15 protein-coding genes are annotated in these 13,823 nt (G+C 67.3%); 8 read left to right on the top strand and 7 right to left on the bottom strand.

What is annotated here, in order from left to right; all coding sequences use genetic code 11:
* The first annotated feature begins 98 nt into the window (after positions 1–98).
* Positions 99–1,223: a pyridoxal phosphate-dependent aminotransferase gene (locus tag AC5P53_RS07240; protein ID WP_049420860.1), complete on the top strand. Its 1,125-nt coding sequence runs from the start codon at positions 99–101 to the stop codon at positions 1,221–1,223.
* Between the two features lie 90 nt (positions 1,224–1,313).
* On the opposite strand, the gene zipA is transcribed toward AC5P53_RS07240, so the two are convergent.
* The 7 genes from zipA to AC5P53_RS07205 all read right to left on the bottom strand — a co-directional run bounded on the left by zipA (position 1,314) and on the right by AC5P53_RS07205 (position 8,256).
* Positions 1,314–2,051 carry a cell division protein ZipA gene (gene zipA, locus AC5P53_RS07235; protein ID WP_014647658.1) on the bottom strand — a complete coding sequence of 246 codons (738 nt, stop codon included), beginning with the start codon at positions 2,049–2,051 and terminating at the stop codon, positions 1,314–1,316.
* 46 nt (positions 2,052–2,097) lie between these two features.
* A complete protein-coding gene (gene smc / locus AC5P53_RS07230; RefSeq protein ID WP_241887354.1) occupies positions 2,098–5,601 on the bottom strand; it encodes a chromosome segregation protein SMC in 3,504 nt (1,167 codons plus the stop codon).
* A 259-nt stretch (positions 5,602–5,860) separates the two neighbouring features.
* Entirely contained in the window at positions 5,861–6,310 is a 450-nt protein-coding gene (gene rplI, locus AC5P53_RS07225) for a 50S ribosomal protein L9 (RefSeq protein ID WP_014647660.1), read from the bottom strand.
* 105 nt (positions 6,311–6,415) lie between these two features.
* Positions 6,416–6,646, bottom strand: coding sequence for a 30S ribosomal protein S18 (rpsR, locus tag AC5P53_RS07220; RefSeq protein WP_002804494.1), 231 nt, complete (start codon positions 6,644–6,646; stop codon positions 6,416–6,418).
* A gap of 11 nt (positions 6,647–6,657) precedes the next feature.
* Positions 6,658–7,095, bottom strand: a complete 438-nt coding sequence (gene rpsF, locus AC5P53_RS07215; protein WP_006452997.1) for a 30S ribosomal protein S6 — start codon at positions 7,093–7,095, stop codon at positions 6,658–6,660.
* 185 nt (positions 7,096–7,280) lie between these two features.
* On the bottom strand, positions 7,281–7,823 hold the full coding sequence (locus AC5P53_RS07210) for a CbrC family protein (RefSeq protein WP_014647661.1): 543 nt from the start codon (positions 7,821–7,823) through the stop codon (positions 7,281–7,283).
* A 94-nt stretch (positions 7,824–7,917) separates the two neighbouring features.
* The gene (locus AC5P53_RS07205) at positions 7,918–8,256 is read right to left on the bottom strand and encodes a HesB/IscA family protein (RefSeq protein WP_046431542.1); all 339 of its coding nucleotides are present in this window, start codon (positions 8,254–8,256) and stop codon (positions 7,918–7,920) included.
* A 128-nt stretch (positions 8,257–8,384) separates the two neighbouring features.
* Here AC5P53_RS07205 and asnS point away from each other — a divergent pair, with 128 nt between their 5' ends.
* From asnS to kynU, 7 genes are all read left to right on the top strand, one after another.
* A complete protein-coding gene (gene asnS / locus AC5P53_RS07200; protein WP_014647663.1) occupies positions 8,385–9,779 on the top strand; it encodes an asparagine--tRNA ligase in 1,395 nt (464 codons plus the stop codon).
* A 30-nt stretch (positions 9,780–9,809) separates the two neighbouring features.
* On the top strand, positions 9,810–10,109 hold the full coding sequence (locus tag AC5P53_RS07195; RefSeq protein ID WP_005410232.1) for a hypothetical protein: 300 nt from the start codon (positions 9,810–9,812) through the stop codon (positions 10,107–10,109).
* Positions 10,110–10,116: 7 nt separating this feature from the next.
* Positions 10,117–10,431 (top strand): hypothetical protein, encoded by a 315-nt coding sequence (locus AC5P53_RS07190; RefSeq protein ID WP_006453002.1) that lies wholly within the window; start codon positions 10,117–10,119, stop codon positions 10,429–10,431.
* Positions 10,432–10,438: 7 nt separating this feature from the next.
* Positions 10,439–11,077 carry an FMN-binding negative transcriptional regulator gene (locus AC5P53_RS07185; protein WP_014647665.1) on the top strand — a complete coding sequence of 213 codons (639 nt, stop codon included), beginning with the start codon at positions 10,439–10,441 and terminating at the stop codon, positions 11,075–11,077.
* Positions 11,078–11,149: 72 nt separating this feature from the next.
* The gene (gene can, locus AC5P53_RS07180; protein WP_010480460.1) at positions 11,150–11,812 is read left to right on the top strand and encodes a carbonate dehydratase; all 663 of its coding nucleotides are present in this window, start codon (positions 11,150–11,152) and stop codon (positions 11,810–11,812) included.
* Positions 11,813–11,831: 19 nt separating this feature from the next.
* Complete coding sequence (locus AC5P53_RS07175) at positions 11,832–12,353, top strand: 3-hydroxyanthranilate 3,4-dioxygenase (protein WP_049442510.1); 522 nt, start codon at positions 11,832–11,834, stop codon at positions 12,351–12,353.
* Positions 12,354–12,523: 170 nt separating this feature from the next.
* The gene (kynU, locus tag AC5P53_RS07170; RefSeq protein ID WP_014647667.1) at positions 12,524–13,798 is read left to right on the top strand and encodes a kynureninase; all 1,275 of its coding nucleotides are present in this window, start codon (positions 12,524–12,526) and stop codon (positions 13,796–13,798) included.
* The last annotated feature ends 25 nt before the right edge of the window (positions 13,799–13,823 follow it).

The following is a 13,823-nucleotide window of genomic DNA, read 5'->3' as shown; positions in this document are numbered from 1 at the left end:
GCACGTCTGTAGTCGAGCATGGCTCGACGCCACAAAAAGCACCTTGCCGCCCGCTCACGCCGGCGCTAGCGTGCGACGGCCCCATCGGAATCCTGCCCATGACCCTGCCTGACTCCCGTAGACGCTTCCTGCAGCTGGCCGGTGCCAGCCTTGCCGTCGCCGGCAGCGGCCTGCCGCTGCGTGGCCAGGCCCAATCCGCGGCCACCGTCGGTGCGGCCCCTGCCGAAGGCGCGGTACTCCTGAACTTCAACGAATGCCCCTACGGCCCCTCCCCCGCTGCCCAGCAGGCGGCGCGCGACAGCATCGCCAGCTGCGGCCGCTACCGCTTCGCCCTGGCGGCACAGGTGCGCGATGCCTTCATCGAGCAGGCCCGTATCCCGGCCGACCATGTGCGCCTCTATCCGGGCTCGAGCGAACCGTTGAACCGCGCCGCCACGTTGTGGACCGGCCCGCAGGCGGGACTGGTGGTGGCCGACCCCACCTTCGAGACCCTGGGCGAGGTCGCTGCCGCACATGGTGCACACGTGCAGAAGGTGCCGCTGCGCAATGACGGCGCACACGACCTGCGTGCGATGGTCGCAGCCGCGCATGCGCGCCCGACCGGGCTGCTGTACGTGTGCAATCCGAACAACCCGACCGGTTCGATCAGCCCACCGGATGAGCTCGCCTGGCTGCTGGCCCACAAGCCTGCTTCCACCCGCGTGCTGGTCGACGAGGCCTACCTGCAATACAGCGAGCAGCCCAGCCTGATCGCGCAGGTGGCGCAGCGCGACGATCTGATCGTACTGCGTACATTCTCCAAGCTGTACGGCATGGCCGGCCTGCGCCTGGGCCTGGCGGCCGCACATCCCGAGCGTCTGCGCGAGCTGGCCAGCCCCGGCGACAACCCGCTACCGGTGCCCGCGCTGGCGGCGGCGCTGGCCAGCCTGCAGGATCCGCAGCTGATTCCGCAGCGTCGCCTGCAGAACGCCAAGGTGCGCCAGGCCACCATCGCATGGCTGGGCAAGCGTGGTTTCAGCTGCCTGCCGTCGGAAGCGAACTGCTTCGTGGTCGACGTGCAACGCGACGGCAGCACGTTCGCCAAGGCGATGGCCGACAACGGTGTGGTGATCGGGCGCAGCTGGCCGATCTGGCCGCAGCACGTGCGCGTGACCGTCGGCAGCGAGGACGAGATGGCCGCGTTCCGCCGCGCGTTTGCCAAGGTGGCCGGCGTACCGGCGTAGACCCCATCCACGCAGGGCGTGGATCTACTGTTGTGGGTGCCGACAGTTGGTCGGGGTGGGTGCCGACCGTTGGTCGGCACGCCATGGCGCTCACCAGCGCGGGGTCTTGGTCAGCGGCGGCGCCTGGTGCTGGCGGTCGTAGGCGCGCAGCTCGTCACGGATGTGCGCGATGCGCTGGCGACCCAGGGCGTTGCGGCTGTCATCCAGCACCACGCCATCCAGCAGTTCGGCCATGCGCTGCACCGTCGGCAGCATCTTCTCCCAGGCATCCAGCGCGGTCAGCGGCGCCGGCAGGGTCAGGAAGAAGGCGATGGCCGGGGTTTCCATGGCACGGATGTTGGCCATGTCGAAGCTGCCTGGCTTCATGATGCTGGCCATCGAGAAGATCGGCCCGCGCTCGGGATGGCCTTCCACCAGACGGTGGAACACGTTCATGTGGCCGAACACCAGGCCGGTCTTCTCCGCCGCTACCACGATGTCTTCGCCGCGCAGCTGCTCGCCGGCCCGGGCGGCCACGAACAGCGAAACGATCTTGTCGAAATCCTGGGTGGCGCGCTTGCCGAGATCGCTGGCGCCCGGGTCGGTATCGCCCAGGCCGAGTTCGGCCTGTTCGCCTTCCGTGCCCATGCCCGGTTCGACGCGGCCATCGGCCACGACAACGCCGTCCTCGCCCAATACCGGTTCGCGGCGCTCGCCGCTGGCCGGTTCCGCGCTTTCCACGCGGCGTCCTTGGGGCTTCTTCTTCGGACGGCCAAACAGGAAGATCGCGGCGATCAACAGCAGGCCGGCGGCCAGGATGCCGATGCGCAACAGTGCCGTGTCGGACATTCGATAGGTTCTCCGGCTAGTTCATTCAGGTAACTAGGATGGCACGTCAGGCCGCGCCCGCCAATCGCGCGGCTTCTTCCAGGTCCACGCTGACCAGGCGGCTGACGCCCGGTTCGCGCATGGTCACGCCCGAGAGCTGGTGCGCGGCCTCCATCGTCGCCTTGTTATGGCTGACGAACAGGAACTGCACCTTCTCGCTCATTTCCTTGACCATGTTGGCCAGCCGGCCGACGTTGGCTTCGTCCAGCGGCGCGTCCACCTCGTCCAGCAGGCAGAATGGCGCGGGGTTCAGCTGGAAGATGGCGAACACCAGCGCCACTGCCGTCATCGCCTTCTCGCCGCCGGACAGCAGCGAGATGCTGGACACGCGCTTGCCCGGCGGGCGCGCCATGATGGTCACACCGGTGTCGAGCAGGTCTTCACCGGTCAGCTCCAGGTAGGCGTGGCCGCCACCGAACAGGCGCGGGTACAGCGCCTGCACGCCAGCATTGACGCGGTCGAAGGTGTCCTTGAAACGGCCGCGGGTCTCGCGGTCGATCTTGCGGATGGCATCCTCGAGGGTTTCCAGCGCCGTAGTCAGGTCGGTGTGCTGCGAATCCAGGTAATCCGAGCGCTGCGAAGCCTCGCCGTACTCGTGGATGGCCGCAAGGTTGACCGGCTCCAGCCGGCGCATGCGTGCGTCGATCTGATGCACGGCCTGCTCCCAGTCGCCCAGGCGCGCATCCTCGGGGAGTGCGTTGAGCACGTCCTGCAGCACGAAGCCGGCCTTTTCCACCGCCGCCTGCAGGGTGTCCGCGCTGAGCACCAGTGCCTGCTGGTCCAGCTTGCGCTGCGAAATACGCTCGCGCTGGGCCAGCGCCTGTTCGTCACGCTGGTGACGGGTCTGCTCGTAATTGCGCAGCTCGGCGTCGATGCCGTCCAGTAGCGTCCGCGCCTCGGTCAGCACGCGATCGGCGCGCACGCGCTCTTCCAGCGCGTTCTGGTGTTCGGCCTGCAGCGATTCGACCGGCGAATCACCTTCGTCCAGCTGTGAATGCAGCTCGCCCAGCCGCGAATCCAGCTGCCCGCGCTGGGTGCCCATGCGCTCCAGCGCCTGGCTCAACGAGGCCAGCTGCGCACGCTGCGATTCCAGGGTCAGGGCCAGCGAATGCGAGCGCTCGCGCACTGCACGGGCAGCATCGCGGGCCAGGTCGCGCGCCTCGGTCAGCTGGCGGCGCTCGCCCTCCAGCCGCTGCCGGGTCGACTCCAGGTCACCCATGCTGCTGACCGCGTTCTCCAACCGCGAGCGCGCTTCGCGCGCCTGCGCGTTGTTGGCTTCAATCGTTTCCTGCAGTTGCTTCAGCTCGCCTTCGATGCGGTCGATGCGCGTGCGTGCAGCCTCTACCTTGCCCTGCTGCCCCTGCAGCTGGCCGGCCAGCTCGGACACCGCGCGGTGGGCCTGGTACAGCGCGCGCTGCGCGTCCTCGCGCTGCTGTTCGGCGGCCTGCAGTTGCTCACGGAAACCGGCCAGCTGTTCTTCCAGCTCGGCCTCGCGGTCCTGCAGCTGCTCGATCTGCTCGCGCAGCTCGTTGATCTCGCGTTCGCGCAGCAGAGCACCCTGCTGGGCTGCACCGGAGCGCGACACGCGCAGCCAGCCCTGGCCCAGGCGCTCGCCGCTCTGGGTGATGATCGAATCGCCTTCCGGAAGGCTGGCCTGCAGGGCCTTCGCCTCGGACAGGTCCTTGGCACCATGCAGGTGCGCCAGCAGGCGACGGATCGCCGCCGGGCCACGCACGCGTGCGGCCAGCGACGTCGGTGCGGCCTTGACCTCGGCATCCGCGCTGGCGACCAGCGCAATGTGGCCGTCGCCGAGTTCGCCGAGGGCGTTGACCAGGCTGCCCGGGTCATCGACCAGCACGCCTTCGATCAGCTGGCCGAGCGCACTTTCCACCGCGTTTTCCCAACCGGCATCGACGTCCAGGCGTTCGCCGACACGTGCCGCCGAATCCAGCCCGCGCGCCTTCAGCCACGCGACGGCCGCGCCCTGCTCCTGGCCCAGCGCGGCCTGCTGCAGGGTTTCCAGCGAGGCCAGGCGACCGCGCAGGCCGTTGGCCTGCTTGCGCAGTTCGGCCAGTTCGTTCTGGCCATTGCGCTGCTGTTCCTGCACGGCCGCCACGCCCTGCTTGCGCAGCTCGACGTCTTCGCTCAGTTCATCCAGCGCGGCCTTCTGCGTGTCGTGCTGCAGGTGCAGCTGCTCGAAGGCTTCTTCCAGCGCGTCCACGTCCAGCCCGGCGCGCTCGGCGGCCAGGGCCTCGCGACGCCGGTCGGCGTCGAGGATCTGCTTGTCCAGGTAGTCCACGCGCGTGCGCTCGACATCACCGGCGCGCGACGCCTCCGAACTCTGCGAGGTGTGCTGCTCCCAGCGCTGCTGCCAACTGGCCAGCCGGTCTTCGGCCTCGCGCAGGCTTTCCTGCTTGATCTCGTTCTCTTCCTGCAGCGCTTCCAGCTGCGGGGTGGCGGCCTCCACTGCCTCGCGCAGCACCCTCAGTTTGGCCTCGTCGCCGCTGATGTGCTGGCCCAGTTCGGCCAGGGCCTGCTGGGTTTCATCGCGCGCCTTGTGCAGGCGCTGCGACAGCTCGCGCTGGTGCTGGATCTGCTGTTCCAGGCGCGCCAGCGTGCTTCCGACCTGGTAGACCGCGGCCTGCGCGGTGTTGAGCGCGTCGGCGGCCTCTTCGCGCCGCGCGCGCGAGGTCTCGATGCGGGCCTCGGCATCACGCTGGTCGGCGATCAGCTGCTGCAGCTTGGTCTCTTCCTGCGACAGGCCTTCGCGCAGCTTCGACAGGCGACCGTCGAGACCACGGAATTCCAGCGCCTTCCACTCGGCATCCTTGACCCGGCGCTCTTCCTGCAGGGCCTGGTACTGCTCGGCCTGCCTGGCCTGGCGCTTGAGGTGTTCGAGCTGCTTGCTGATCTCGTCGCGCAGGTCGCCCAGCCGGTCCAGGTTCTCGCGGGTGTGGCGGATGCGGGTCTCGGTCTCCTTGCGGCGCTCCTTGTACTTGGAGATGCCGGCTGCCTCTTCCAGGTACACGCGCAGGTCTTCCGGGCGCGCTTCGATGATCTGGCTGATCATGCCCTGCTCGATGATCGAGTAGCTGCGCGGGCCCAGGCCGGTGCCGAGGAACAGGTCGGTGATGTCGCGGCGGCGGCACTTGGTGCCGTTGAGGTAATAGTTGCTGGTGCCGTCGCGGCTGACCGTGCGCTTGACCGAGATTTCGTTGAACGAGGCGTATTCGCCGGAGATCGTGTGGTCGGAGTTGTCGAAGATCAGCTCGACGGTAGCCTGCGAGACCGGCTTGCGGGCATTGGACCCGGAGAAGATCACGTCGGTCAGCGAGTCGCCACGCAGGCGGCTGGCCGAACTCTCGCCCATGACCCAGCGCACGGCATCGATGATGTTCGACTTGCCGCAGCCATTGGGGCCCACCACGCCGGTCATGTTGGTCGGCAGGTGCAGGGTGGTCGGATCGACGAACGACTTGAAGCCGGACAGCTTGATCGTGGAAAGACGCATAGGGGTTCCGGACTGGGGCCGGCAAGCGGCCTGCGTTTACCCTCCAAGTCATTGATCCTGCTGGGATCGATGCCCGTGGAACGGGTGTGACGCCCTGAGTATACCGATGTGGCCGTGTTCTACGAATGGGCGTGGAACATTGTCCAGCCCCACCCCGTCGGCCGGACGTGGCCGCACGCCACGAAACGGAGCCATAAAACAAAACGGGCACCCTTGCGGGCGCCCGTTCTGCGGTGATGCCAGGCCTTGCGGCGTGGGATCAGGCTTCGGCGACGACGACGACCTTGACGGTGGTCTCGACGTCGGCGTGCAGGTGGATCAGCACGTCGTACTCGCCGATGTTGCGGAAGGCACCTTCGCCCAGGATGACTTCGCTCTTGCTGACCGGCAGGCCGGCAGCGGTGAAGGCATCGGCGATTTCGCGGGCGCCGACCGAGCCGTACAGCTTGCCTTCGGTCGAAGCGTTGGCCGGGATGGTCACGCTCGCGCCGTCCAGCTTGGCCTTGCGGGCGTCAGCGTCGGCGTGGATGGCCTGGGCCTTGGCTTCGTATTCGGCGCGCTTGGCTTCGAACTCGGCCTTGTTGCTCTCGGTGGCCGGAACGGCCTTGCCCTGCGGCACGAGGAAGTTACGGCCGTAGCCCGGCTTCACGTCGACCAGGTCGCCCAGGTTGCCGAGGTTGGTGACTTTCTGCAGGAGGATCAGCTGCATGGTATTGCTCCAGATGAGTTATTCGTTAGCGAGGCGATGCCCCGCAACACAGGCTGTCCGAATAGCTGGCACAGCGGGGGCGGCACCGGGCCGCCCCGCCGGGCATCAGACGTCGTGGTTGTCGGTGTACGGGATCAGGGCCAGGAAGCGGGCGCGCTTGACGGCGGTCGCCAGCTGGCGCTGGTACTTCGACTTGGTACCGGTGACGCGGCTCGGCACGATCTTGCCGTTCTCGGTCAGGTACTGGCGCAGGGTGTTGAGATCCTTGTAGTCGATCTCCTTCACACCTTCAGCCGTGAACTTGCAGAACTTGCGGCGACGGAAGAACTTGGACATGGGAAGGCTCCTTAGGCGGCGGAAGCGGCGTCGTCGCCGGCTTCGTTGTCAGCGGTGGTGGTGGACTCGCCTTCTTCGTCGTCACGACGACGGCGCTCACCGCGCTCCGGCTTGTCACCCTTCTCGTCCTTGCTCTTCATGATCAGCGACTGCTCGGTGTCAGCCTCGTCACGCTTGATGACCAGGTTGCGCAGAACGGCGTCGTTGAAGCGGAAGCTTTCGGTCAGTTCGTTCAGAACGGCCTGGTCGGCTTCGATGTTCATCAGCACGTAGTGGGCCTTCACCAGGTTCTGGATCGGGTACGCCAGCTGGCGGCGGCCCCAGTCTTCCAGACGGTGGATGGTGCCGTTGCCGTTCTCGACCAGCGACTTGTAGCGCTCGATCATGGCCGGGACCTGCTCGCTCTGGTCCGGGTGGACCATGAACACGATTTCGTAATGACGACTCATGTTTTTTCTACCTTTCGGATGTGGCCTTGCGGCCGGACAGCCCCCCGCCGTTGAGACCGCGGTGGGGCAAGGATTCCCGCCGGGAAGGCAGGAAGCCGCGCATTATGCGGCAAGCGGCGCCACCGGGCAACCGGGCGCAAACCGGGCAACCTGAACGGGAGCGCCGGCCCATGTCCGGCACGTGCTCATTCCAGATCGACGTGAAGACGATGCTGGCCGCATTCCAGGCATTGGAACAGGCAGCCGACCATCATCCCGTCCCGGCTCAGATGCTCCAGCACCCAGTCGGCGTCGCGCGGATTGACCGCCGCCACGTCCGGCCGGACCTGGTCGAGGATCGGCAGCAGATCGTCGCTGCCGGCGTAGCCGAGGAAGGCGCAGGGCCGTTCGCAATGGCTCAACCAGACCGATTGCTGCCAGGAGGAGTAGCCCGGGGTGCGCTCGCAGATCTCCAGCAGCAGCTCACGGGCGATGGTCGGCGGCGGATCAGCCGGATCCGGGGATACCCCCTCGATATCGCTCCAGCCGATGAACTCCCCCTCGTAACTGGCCGCAGCCCTGCCATCGGCGATACACCAGGGGCACAGGTAATCCGGGCGCAGGCGGGTGTAGAACGGTCCGCGATAGCGCAGTGCGCGCGCCTGTCCGCAGCAGTCGCAGATCCCCTCGACCTCTTCGAAGGAGAGGTCGTAGGCATTGGGGTGATAGGTGAAAAGCGGTCGTTCCATCCGTGGGGTCCCTGCCGAGCCCAGCGTGCCGACCAAGGTCGGCGCCCACCAGAGCACGCCTGGTCAGCGCCGGGCCATGCCCGGTGGCCGGCCCTCAGGCCTTGTCGGCGTCGGTGGTGAAGCTCTCGCCGCAGCCACACTCGGCGGTGGCGTTCGGGTTGCTGAACGTGAAGGTCTCGCTCAGGCCGTGCTTGCCGAAGTCGATCACGGTGCCGTCCACCAGGGCCAGGCTCTTGGCGTCGACGTAGATCTTCACGCCCTCCTGCTCGAACACCGTGTCGCCCTCGCGCTCTTCGCGGGCCAGGTCGGTCACGTGGCCCCAGCCGGAGCAGCCGGTCTTGGTCACGCCGAAACGCAGGCCCAGCGCGCCGGGGGTCTGGGCGACGAAGCGCTGCACGCGCTCGAAGGCAATGGGGGTCAGGCTGACGGCCATGGGGCTACTCCAGAGGTAGGGGGACATTATAAGGAGCCGTTGCCACGAAAAATGCCTCGCAAGCAGAACGCTGCAACCGGTAAACTCCCGTGTTCACAGATCGAGTCGATCAGCAGAGGATTCAAGTCATGACGGTGGTCAGCGTTGAACATGCGCTTGCCGGGAAGATCCCGGAAGGCGGCGAAGTCACGGTACGCGGATGGGTGCGCACGGTGCGCGGTTCAGCGAATCTGGCCTTCGTGAATGTGAGCGACGGCTCCTGCTTCGCCCCGATCCAGGTCGTGGCCGGCGACAGCCTGGCCAACTTCGATGAGATCAAGCGCCTGACCAGCGGCTGCTCGGTCATCGCCACCGGCACGCTGGTGAAGTCGCAGGGCAAGGGCCAGTCGTTCGAGATCCAGGCCAGCACGCTGGACGTGGTCGGCTGGGTCGAAGACCCGCTCACCTACCCGATCCAGCCCAAGCCGATGTCGCCGGAGTTCCTGCGCGAAGTGGCGCACCTGCGTCCGCGCACCAACCTGTTCGGCGCGGTCACCCGCATCCGCAACTGCCTGGCCCAGGCCGTGCACCGCTTCTTCCACGAGAACGGCTTCAACTGGATCAGCACCCCGATCATCACCACCTCCGACGCCGAAGGCGCCGGGCAGATGTTCCGTGTGTCCACTCTGGACATGGTGAACCTGCCGCGTGACGAGAAGGGCGCGATCGATTTCAGCCGCGACTTCTTCGGCAAGGAAACCTTCCTGACCGTGTCCGGCCAGCTGAACGTCGAGGCTTACTGCCTGGCGCTGAGCAAGGTCTACACCTTCGGCCCGACCTTCCGCGCCGAGAACAGCCACACCACCCGCCACCTGGCGGAGTTCTGGATGATCGAGCCGGAAATCGCCTTCGCCGACCTGGCCGAAGACGCGCGCCTGGCCGAAGAGTTCCTGAAGTACCTGTTCCGCGCAGTGCTGAACGAACGCAGCGACGACCTGGCCTTCATTGCCGAGCGCGTGGACAAGAACGCGATCACCAAGCTGGAAGACTTCATCAACGCACCGTTCGAGCGCATCGACTACACCGACGCGGTCAGCCTGCTGCAGAAGTCCGGCAGGAAGTTCGACTTCCCGGTCGAATGGGGCCTGGACCTGCAGACCGAGCACGAGCGCTGGCTGACCGAGGAACACGTCGGCCGCCCGGTGGTGGTGACCAACTATCCGGAGCACATCAAGGCCTTCTACATGCGCCTGAACGACGACGGCAGGACCGTTGCCGCGATGGACGTGCTGGCCCCGGGCATCGGCGAGATCATCGGCGGCAGCCAGCGCGAAGAGCGCCTGGACGTGCTGGACGCGCGCATGGCCCAGTTCGGCCTGGATCGCGAGCACTACAGCTGGTACCGCGATTTCCGCCGCTATGGTTCGGTGCCGCACGCCGGCTTCGGCCTGGGCTTCGAACGCCTGGTGGTGTACGTCTGCGGGCTGTCCAACATCCGCGATGCGATCCCGTACCCGCGCGCGCCGGGCAGCGCGGACTTCTAAGCCCCACACGACCACGGAGGTACCGCCCCCATGACCCTGTTCTTCGCCCTCTGTTTCGTCGGCGTTGCAGTGGCCGGGTTCAGTGCCTTCGTGATCTTCTGGCCGCTGACCCTGGTGCACGTGCGCGACCGCCATCCGGCGCTCGCCGCGCGCTTCGGCAGCGGCGCCTTCCTCAAGCCCGATGCCCTGGCCTGGCTGCTGCGACGCGACTATCGGCAGCAACCGGACCGCTCGCTGTCCGGGCTGGCGACACCGGCCTGGGTATCGCTGCTGACCCTGCTGGCCGGACTGGGCATGGCCGCCCTGCTCTGGCTGGCCTCGCTCTGGTAATACGCTCATGAATGACATCACCGCCTCGCGCGACAGCTGGTGGCTGGCCAGCCTCGGCAACACCCTCATCTGGGCGCGCCTGCGCGTTCGCCCGGCCGGCACTGCCGAAGTGCTCGACAGCGATGGCAACACGCTGAGCTACGACAGCGAAGACACCGCCCGTTCGCAGTTGTTCGACGCCGAGTTCGTCGAGTACGACGGCCTGGACGAGGAGGACGCACTGGTGCGCGGCTTCAGCCTGCACGAAGTGCAGCCGCCGCAGGCCGACAGCGACGAGGGCCTGCGTGGCCGCATGATCCAGTCACTCGGCGGGCGCGCCTGACCCCTGCATGTTCACCCCGCGCGCCTTCGCCGAGACCGACCTGCTCTGGCTGGACCGCCTGCTGGCGCGCGACCCGTTCGTTACCGTGCTCACCCCCGGCAGCGATGGCCTGCCGGAGCTGACCCGGATGCCGGTGCTGTACCGGCGTGACGGCGACCAGATCGAACTGCGCGGCCACTGGGCCCGCGCCAACCCGCAGTCGCGCCACAGCGGCGCGGCCAAGGTGCTGGTCGATGGACCGCACGGTTACGTCTCCGCCAGCTGGTATCCGGACAAGGAGCCCGCCGCGCGGGTACCCACCTGGAACTATGCGGCTGCCGAGCTGCGTGGCCAGCTGCAGACCTTCGACGATGCCGGCGCGCTGGCGGAGCTGGTCGGCGCGATCAGCGACCGCTTCGAAGCCAGCGTCGGCCAGGCCTGGCAGTTCGATGCCACGCGTGCCGAACACGGCCCGGAGCTGCGCGCCATCGTCGGCTTCCGTTTCCAGGTCGAACATGTGCAGATGAAGCTCAAGCTGAGCCAGAACCATCCCGACGCCAACCAGCGTGCGGTGATCGCCGAACTGGAACAGCTGGGCACCCCCTCTTCCACCGAGTTGGCGCAGTGGATGCGCTGGCACCGCGAACAGGCCGCCCGCAGCGACTGAACGCCGCAGATTCCCGCGACGACGCAGCCGGACGGCTGCGGCGCGCCCCCACCCGACGCCAGGGACCCGAACATGAAAGACATCCACAAGCTGCTGCAGAACAACCGCGACTGGGCCGACCGGATCGAGAAGGAAGACCCCGAGTTCTTCCACCAGCTGGCCAAGCAGCAGCACCCGGAATACCTGTGGATCGGCTGCTCCGATTCGCGCGTGCCGGCCAACCAGATCATCGGCATGGCCCCGGGCGAAGTGTTCGTGCACCGCAACGTCGCCAACGTGGTCGCGCACACCGACCTGAACTGCCTGAGCGTGGTGCAGTACGCGGTGGACCAGCTGAAGGTGAAGCACATCCTGATCGTTGGCCACTACGGCTGCGGCGGTGTGCATGCCTGCCTGCACAACACCCGCGTCGGCCTGGCCGACAACTGGCTGCGCCACGTCGGTGACGTGATGCAGAAGCACACTGGCATCCTCGATGCGATCGAGACCGATGAGCTCAAGCACGCGCGCCTGTGCGAACTGAACGTGATCGAGCAGGTGGCCAACCTGTGCCGCTCGACCATCGTGCAGGATGCGTGGGCCCGCGGCCAGAAGCTGATGGTGCATGGCTGGGTCTACAGCCTGAAGGACGGACGCGTGCGCGAGATGGGCATCGACGTCGGTTCGCAGGAAGAGCTGCAGCCTGCATATGAAAAGGCCCTGTCCTACATCCCGCGCAAGGGCAAGCGCGACTGATCCCTTACGGATGACCATCATGCTCGCTTCGCCGATCAACCTGCACGCCTGGATCGAAGAGAACCGCCACCTGCTGAAGCCGCCGGTGGGCAACAAGATGATCGACAACGGCGATTTCATCGTGATGGTAGTCGGCGGGCCGAATTCGCGCACCGACTATCACTACGACGAAGGCCCCGAGTGGTTCTACCAGCTCGAAGGCGAGATGGTGCTGAAGGTGCAGGAAGACGGCGCGGTGCGCGACATCCCGATCCGCGCCGGCGAGATCTTCCTGCTGCCGGCAAAGGTTCCGCACTCGCCGCGGCGCCCGCCCGGTGGCATCGGCCTGGTGGTCGAGCGCAAGCGCCTGCCGCACGAGATGGACGGCGTGATCTGGCACTGCGAGCGCTGCAACCACAAGCTGCACGAAGAGTTCTTCCCGCTGCAGAACATCGAGACCGACCTGCCCAAGGTGTTTGCGCGCTACCACGCCAGCCTGGAGCTGCGTACCTGCAGCCAGTGCGGGCACGTGGATCCGCTGCCGGCGCCGGCGGTGGGCTGAACGGTCGCCGGGCATGGCCCTTGTAGAGCCGAGCCCATGCTCGGCTGCCGGGCCGCGAAGCCGAGCATGGGCTCGGCTCTACAGTTCAACCGGCGCGCAGGCGTTCAGGGCGTCGGTCCCACCATCCCAGGCGCTACACTGGCGGTCCCGTTGCAGCCTGTTGCCCGACCATGTCCGACCTGCTCAGCCGCACCCACGCCATCGCCCTGGACGCCGCCGATCCGCTGCGCCCGCTGCGCAGTGAATTCCTGATTCCGCGCCATGAGGGCGGCGAGCAGACCTACTTCGTGGGCAACTCGCTGGGCCTGCAGCCCCGCGGCGCGCAGGCAGCGGTGCAGGAAGTGATGAAGCAGTGGGGCGAACTGGCGGTGGAAGGCCACTTCACCGGCCCGACGCAGTGGCTGTCCTACCACCGCCTGGTGAGCGCGCAGCTGGCCCGCGTGGTTGGCGCGCTGCCCAGCGAAGTGGTGGCGATGAACACGCTGAGCGTAAACCTGCACCTGATGATGGTCAGCTTCTACCGGCCGACCACGCAGCGCCCGGTGATCCTGATGGAAGCCGGCGCGTTCCCGACCGATCGCCACGCGGTGGAAGCCCAGATCCGCTTCCATGGCTTCGACCCGGCCGAGTGCCTGGTGGAAGTGCAGCCGGACGAAGCCAACGGCACGATTTCACTGAACGCCATCGAGCGCGCCATGACCGAACACGGCCCGCGCCTGGCACTGGTGCTGTGGCCTGGCGTGCAGTACCGCACCGGCCAGGCCTTCGACCTCGATGCGATCACCCGCGCCGCCCGCCTGCAGGGCGCACGCATCGGCTTCGACCTGGCGCACTCGGTCGGCAACCTGCCGCTGCGCCTGCATGACGTGGCCCCCGATTTCGCCGTGTGGTGCCATTACAAGTACCTCAACAGCGGCCCGGGCGCAGTGGCTGGCGCCTTCGTGCACGAGCGCCACCACCGCGATACCACCCTGCCACGCTTTGCTGGCTGGTGGGGCCATGAGGAAGCCACCCGCTTCCAGATGGCGCCGCAGTTCACCCCGGCCATCGGCGCCGAGGGTTGGCAGCTGAGCAATCCACCGATCCTCGGCCTGGCACCGCTGCGTGCCTCGCTGGACCTGTTCGAGCGCGCCGGCATGGAGGCGCTGCGCAGCAAATCGCTGGCGCTCACCGGCATGCTCGAAGCACTGGTGCGCGCGCGCCTGCCGCAGGTGCTGGACATCATCACCCCGGCCGATCCGCAGCGCCGCGGCTGCCAGTTGTCGCTGCGCGTGATCGGTGGCCGCGAGCGTGGCCGCGCACTGTTCGAGCACCTGCGCGGCATCGGTGTGCTCGGCGACTGGCGCGAACCCGACGTGATCCGCATCTCGCCCACCCCGCTCTACAACCGCTACCTGGACGTGCACCACTTCGTCGAGGAAGTGGAAGCCTGGGCCGGCCTTTGAGCCGGTCCCTCCCCTGCTGCTGGAC

The sequence above is a fragment of the Stenotrophomonas sp. YJH_SMC_82 genome, from assembly GCF_059368875.1.
Note: the sequence above shows the minus strand (reverse complement) of the source record. Positions and strands in the feature narration are given on the sequence as shown.

What these genes read in the sequence shown, in the direction of transcription:
- AC5P53_RS07240 (WP_049420860.1), top strand. Translation starts at nt 99, where the DNA reads ATGACCCTGCCTGACTCCCGTAGACGCTTCCTGCAGCTGGCCGGTGCC.
- zipA (WP_014647658.1), bottom strand. Translation starts at nt 2,051, where the DNA reads ATGTCCGACACGGCACTGTTGCGCATCGGCATCCTGGCCGCCGGCCTG.
- smc (WP_241887354.1), bottom strand. Translation starts at nt 5,601, where the DNA reads ATGCGTCTTTCCACGATCAAGCTGTCCGGCTTCAAGTCGTTCGTCGAT.
- rplI (WP_014647660.1), bottom strand. Translation starts at nt 6,310, where the DNA reads ATGCAGCTGATCCTCCTGCAGAAAGTCACCAACCTCGGCAACCTGGGC.
- rpsR (WP_002804494.1), bottom strand. Translation starts at nt 6,646, where the DNA reads ATGTCCAAGTTCTTCCGTCGCCGCAAGTTCTGCAAGTTCACGGCTGAA.
- rpsF (WP_006452997.1), bottom strand. Translation starts at nt 7,095, where the DNA reads ATGAGTCGTCATTACGAAATCGTGTTCATGGTCCACCCGGACCAGAGC.
- AC5P53_RS07210 (WP_014647661.1), bottom strand. Translation starts at nt 7,823, where the DNA reads ATGGAACGACCGCTTTTCACCTATCACCCCAATGCCTACGACCTCTCC.
- AC5P53_RS07205 (WP_046431542.1), bottom strand. Translation starts at nt 8,256, where the DNA reads ATGGCCGTCAGCCTGACCCCCATTGCCTTCGAGCGCGTGCAGCGCTTC.
- asnS (WP_014647663.1), top strand. Translation starts at nt 8,385, where the DNA reads ATGACGGTGGTCAGCGTTGAACATGCGCTTGCCGGGAAGATCCCGGAA.
- AC5P53_RS07195 (WP_005410232.1), top strand. Translation starts at nt 9,810, where the DNA reads ATGACCCTGTTCTTCGCCCTCTGTTTCGTCGGCGTTGCAGTGGCCGGG.
- AC5P53_RS07190 (WP_006453002.1), top strand. Translation starts at nt 10,117, where the DNA reads ATGAATGACATCACCGCCTCGCGCGACAGCTGGTGGCTGGCCAGCCTC.
- AC5P53_RS07185 (WP_014647665.1), top strand. Translation starts at nt 10,439, where the DNA reads ATGTTCACCCCGCGCGCCTTCGCCGAGACCGACCTGCTCTGGCTGGAC.
- can (WP_010480460.1), top strand. Translation starts at nt 11,150, where the DNA reads ATGAAAGACATCCACAAGCTGCTGCAGAACAACCGCGACTGGGCCGAC.
- AC5P53_RS07175 (WP_049442510.1), top strand. Translation starts at nt 11,832, where the DNA reads ATGCTCGCTTCGCCGATCAACCTGCACGCCTGGATCGAAGAGAACCGC.
- kynU (WP_014647667.1), top strand. Translation starts at nt 12,524, where the DNA reads ATGTCCGACCTGCTCAGCCGCACCCACGCCATCGCCCTGGACGCCGCC.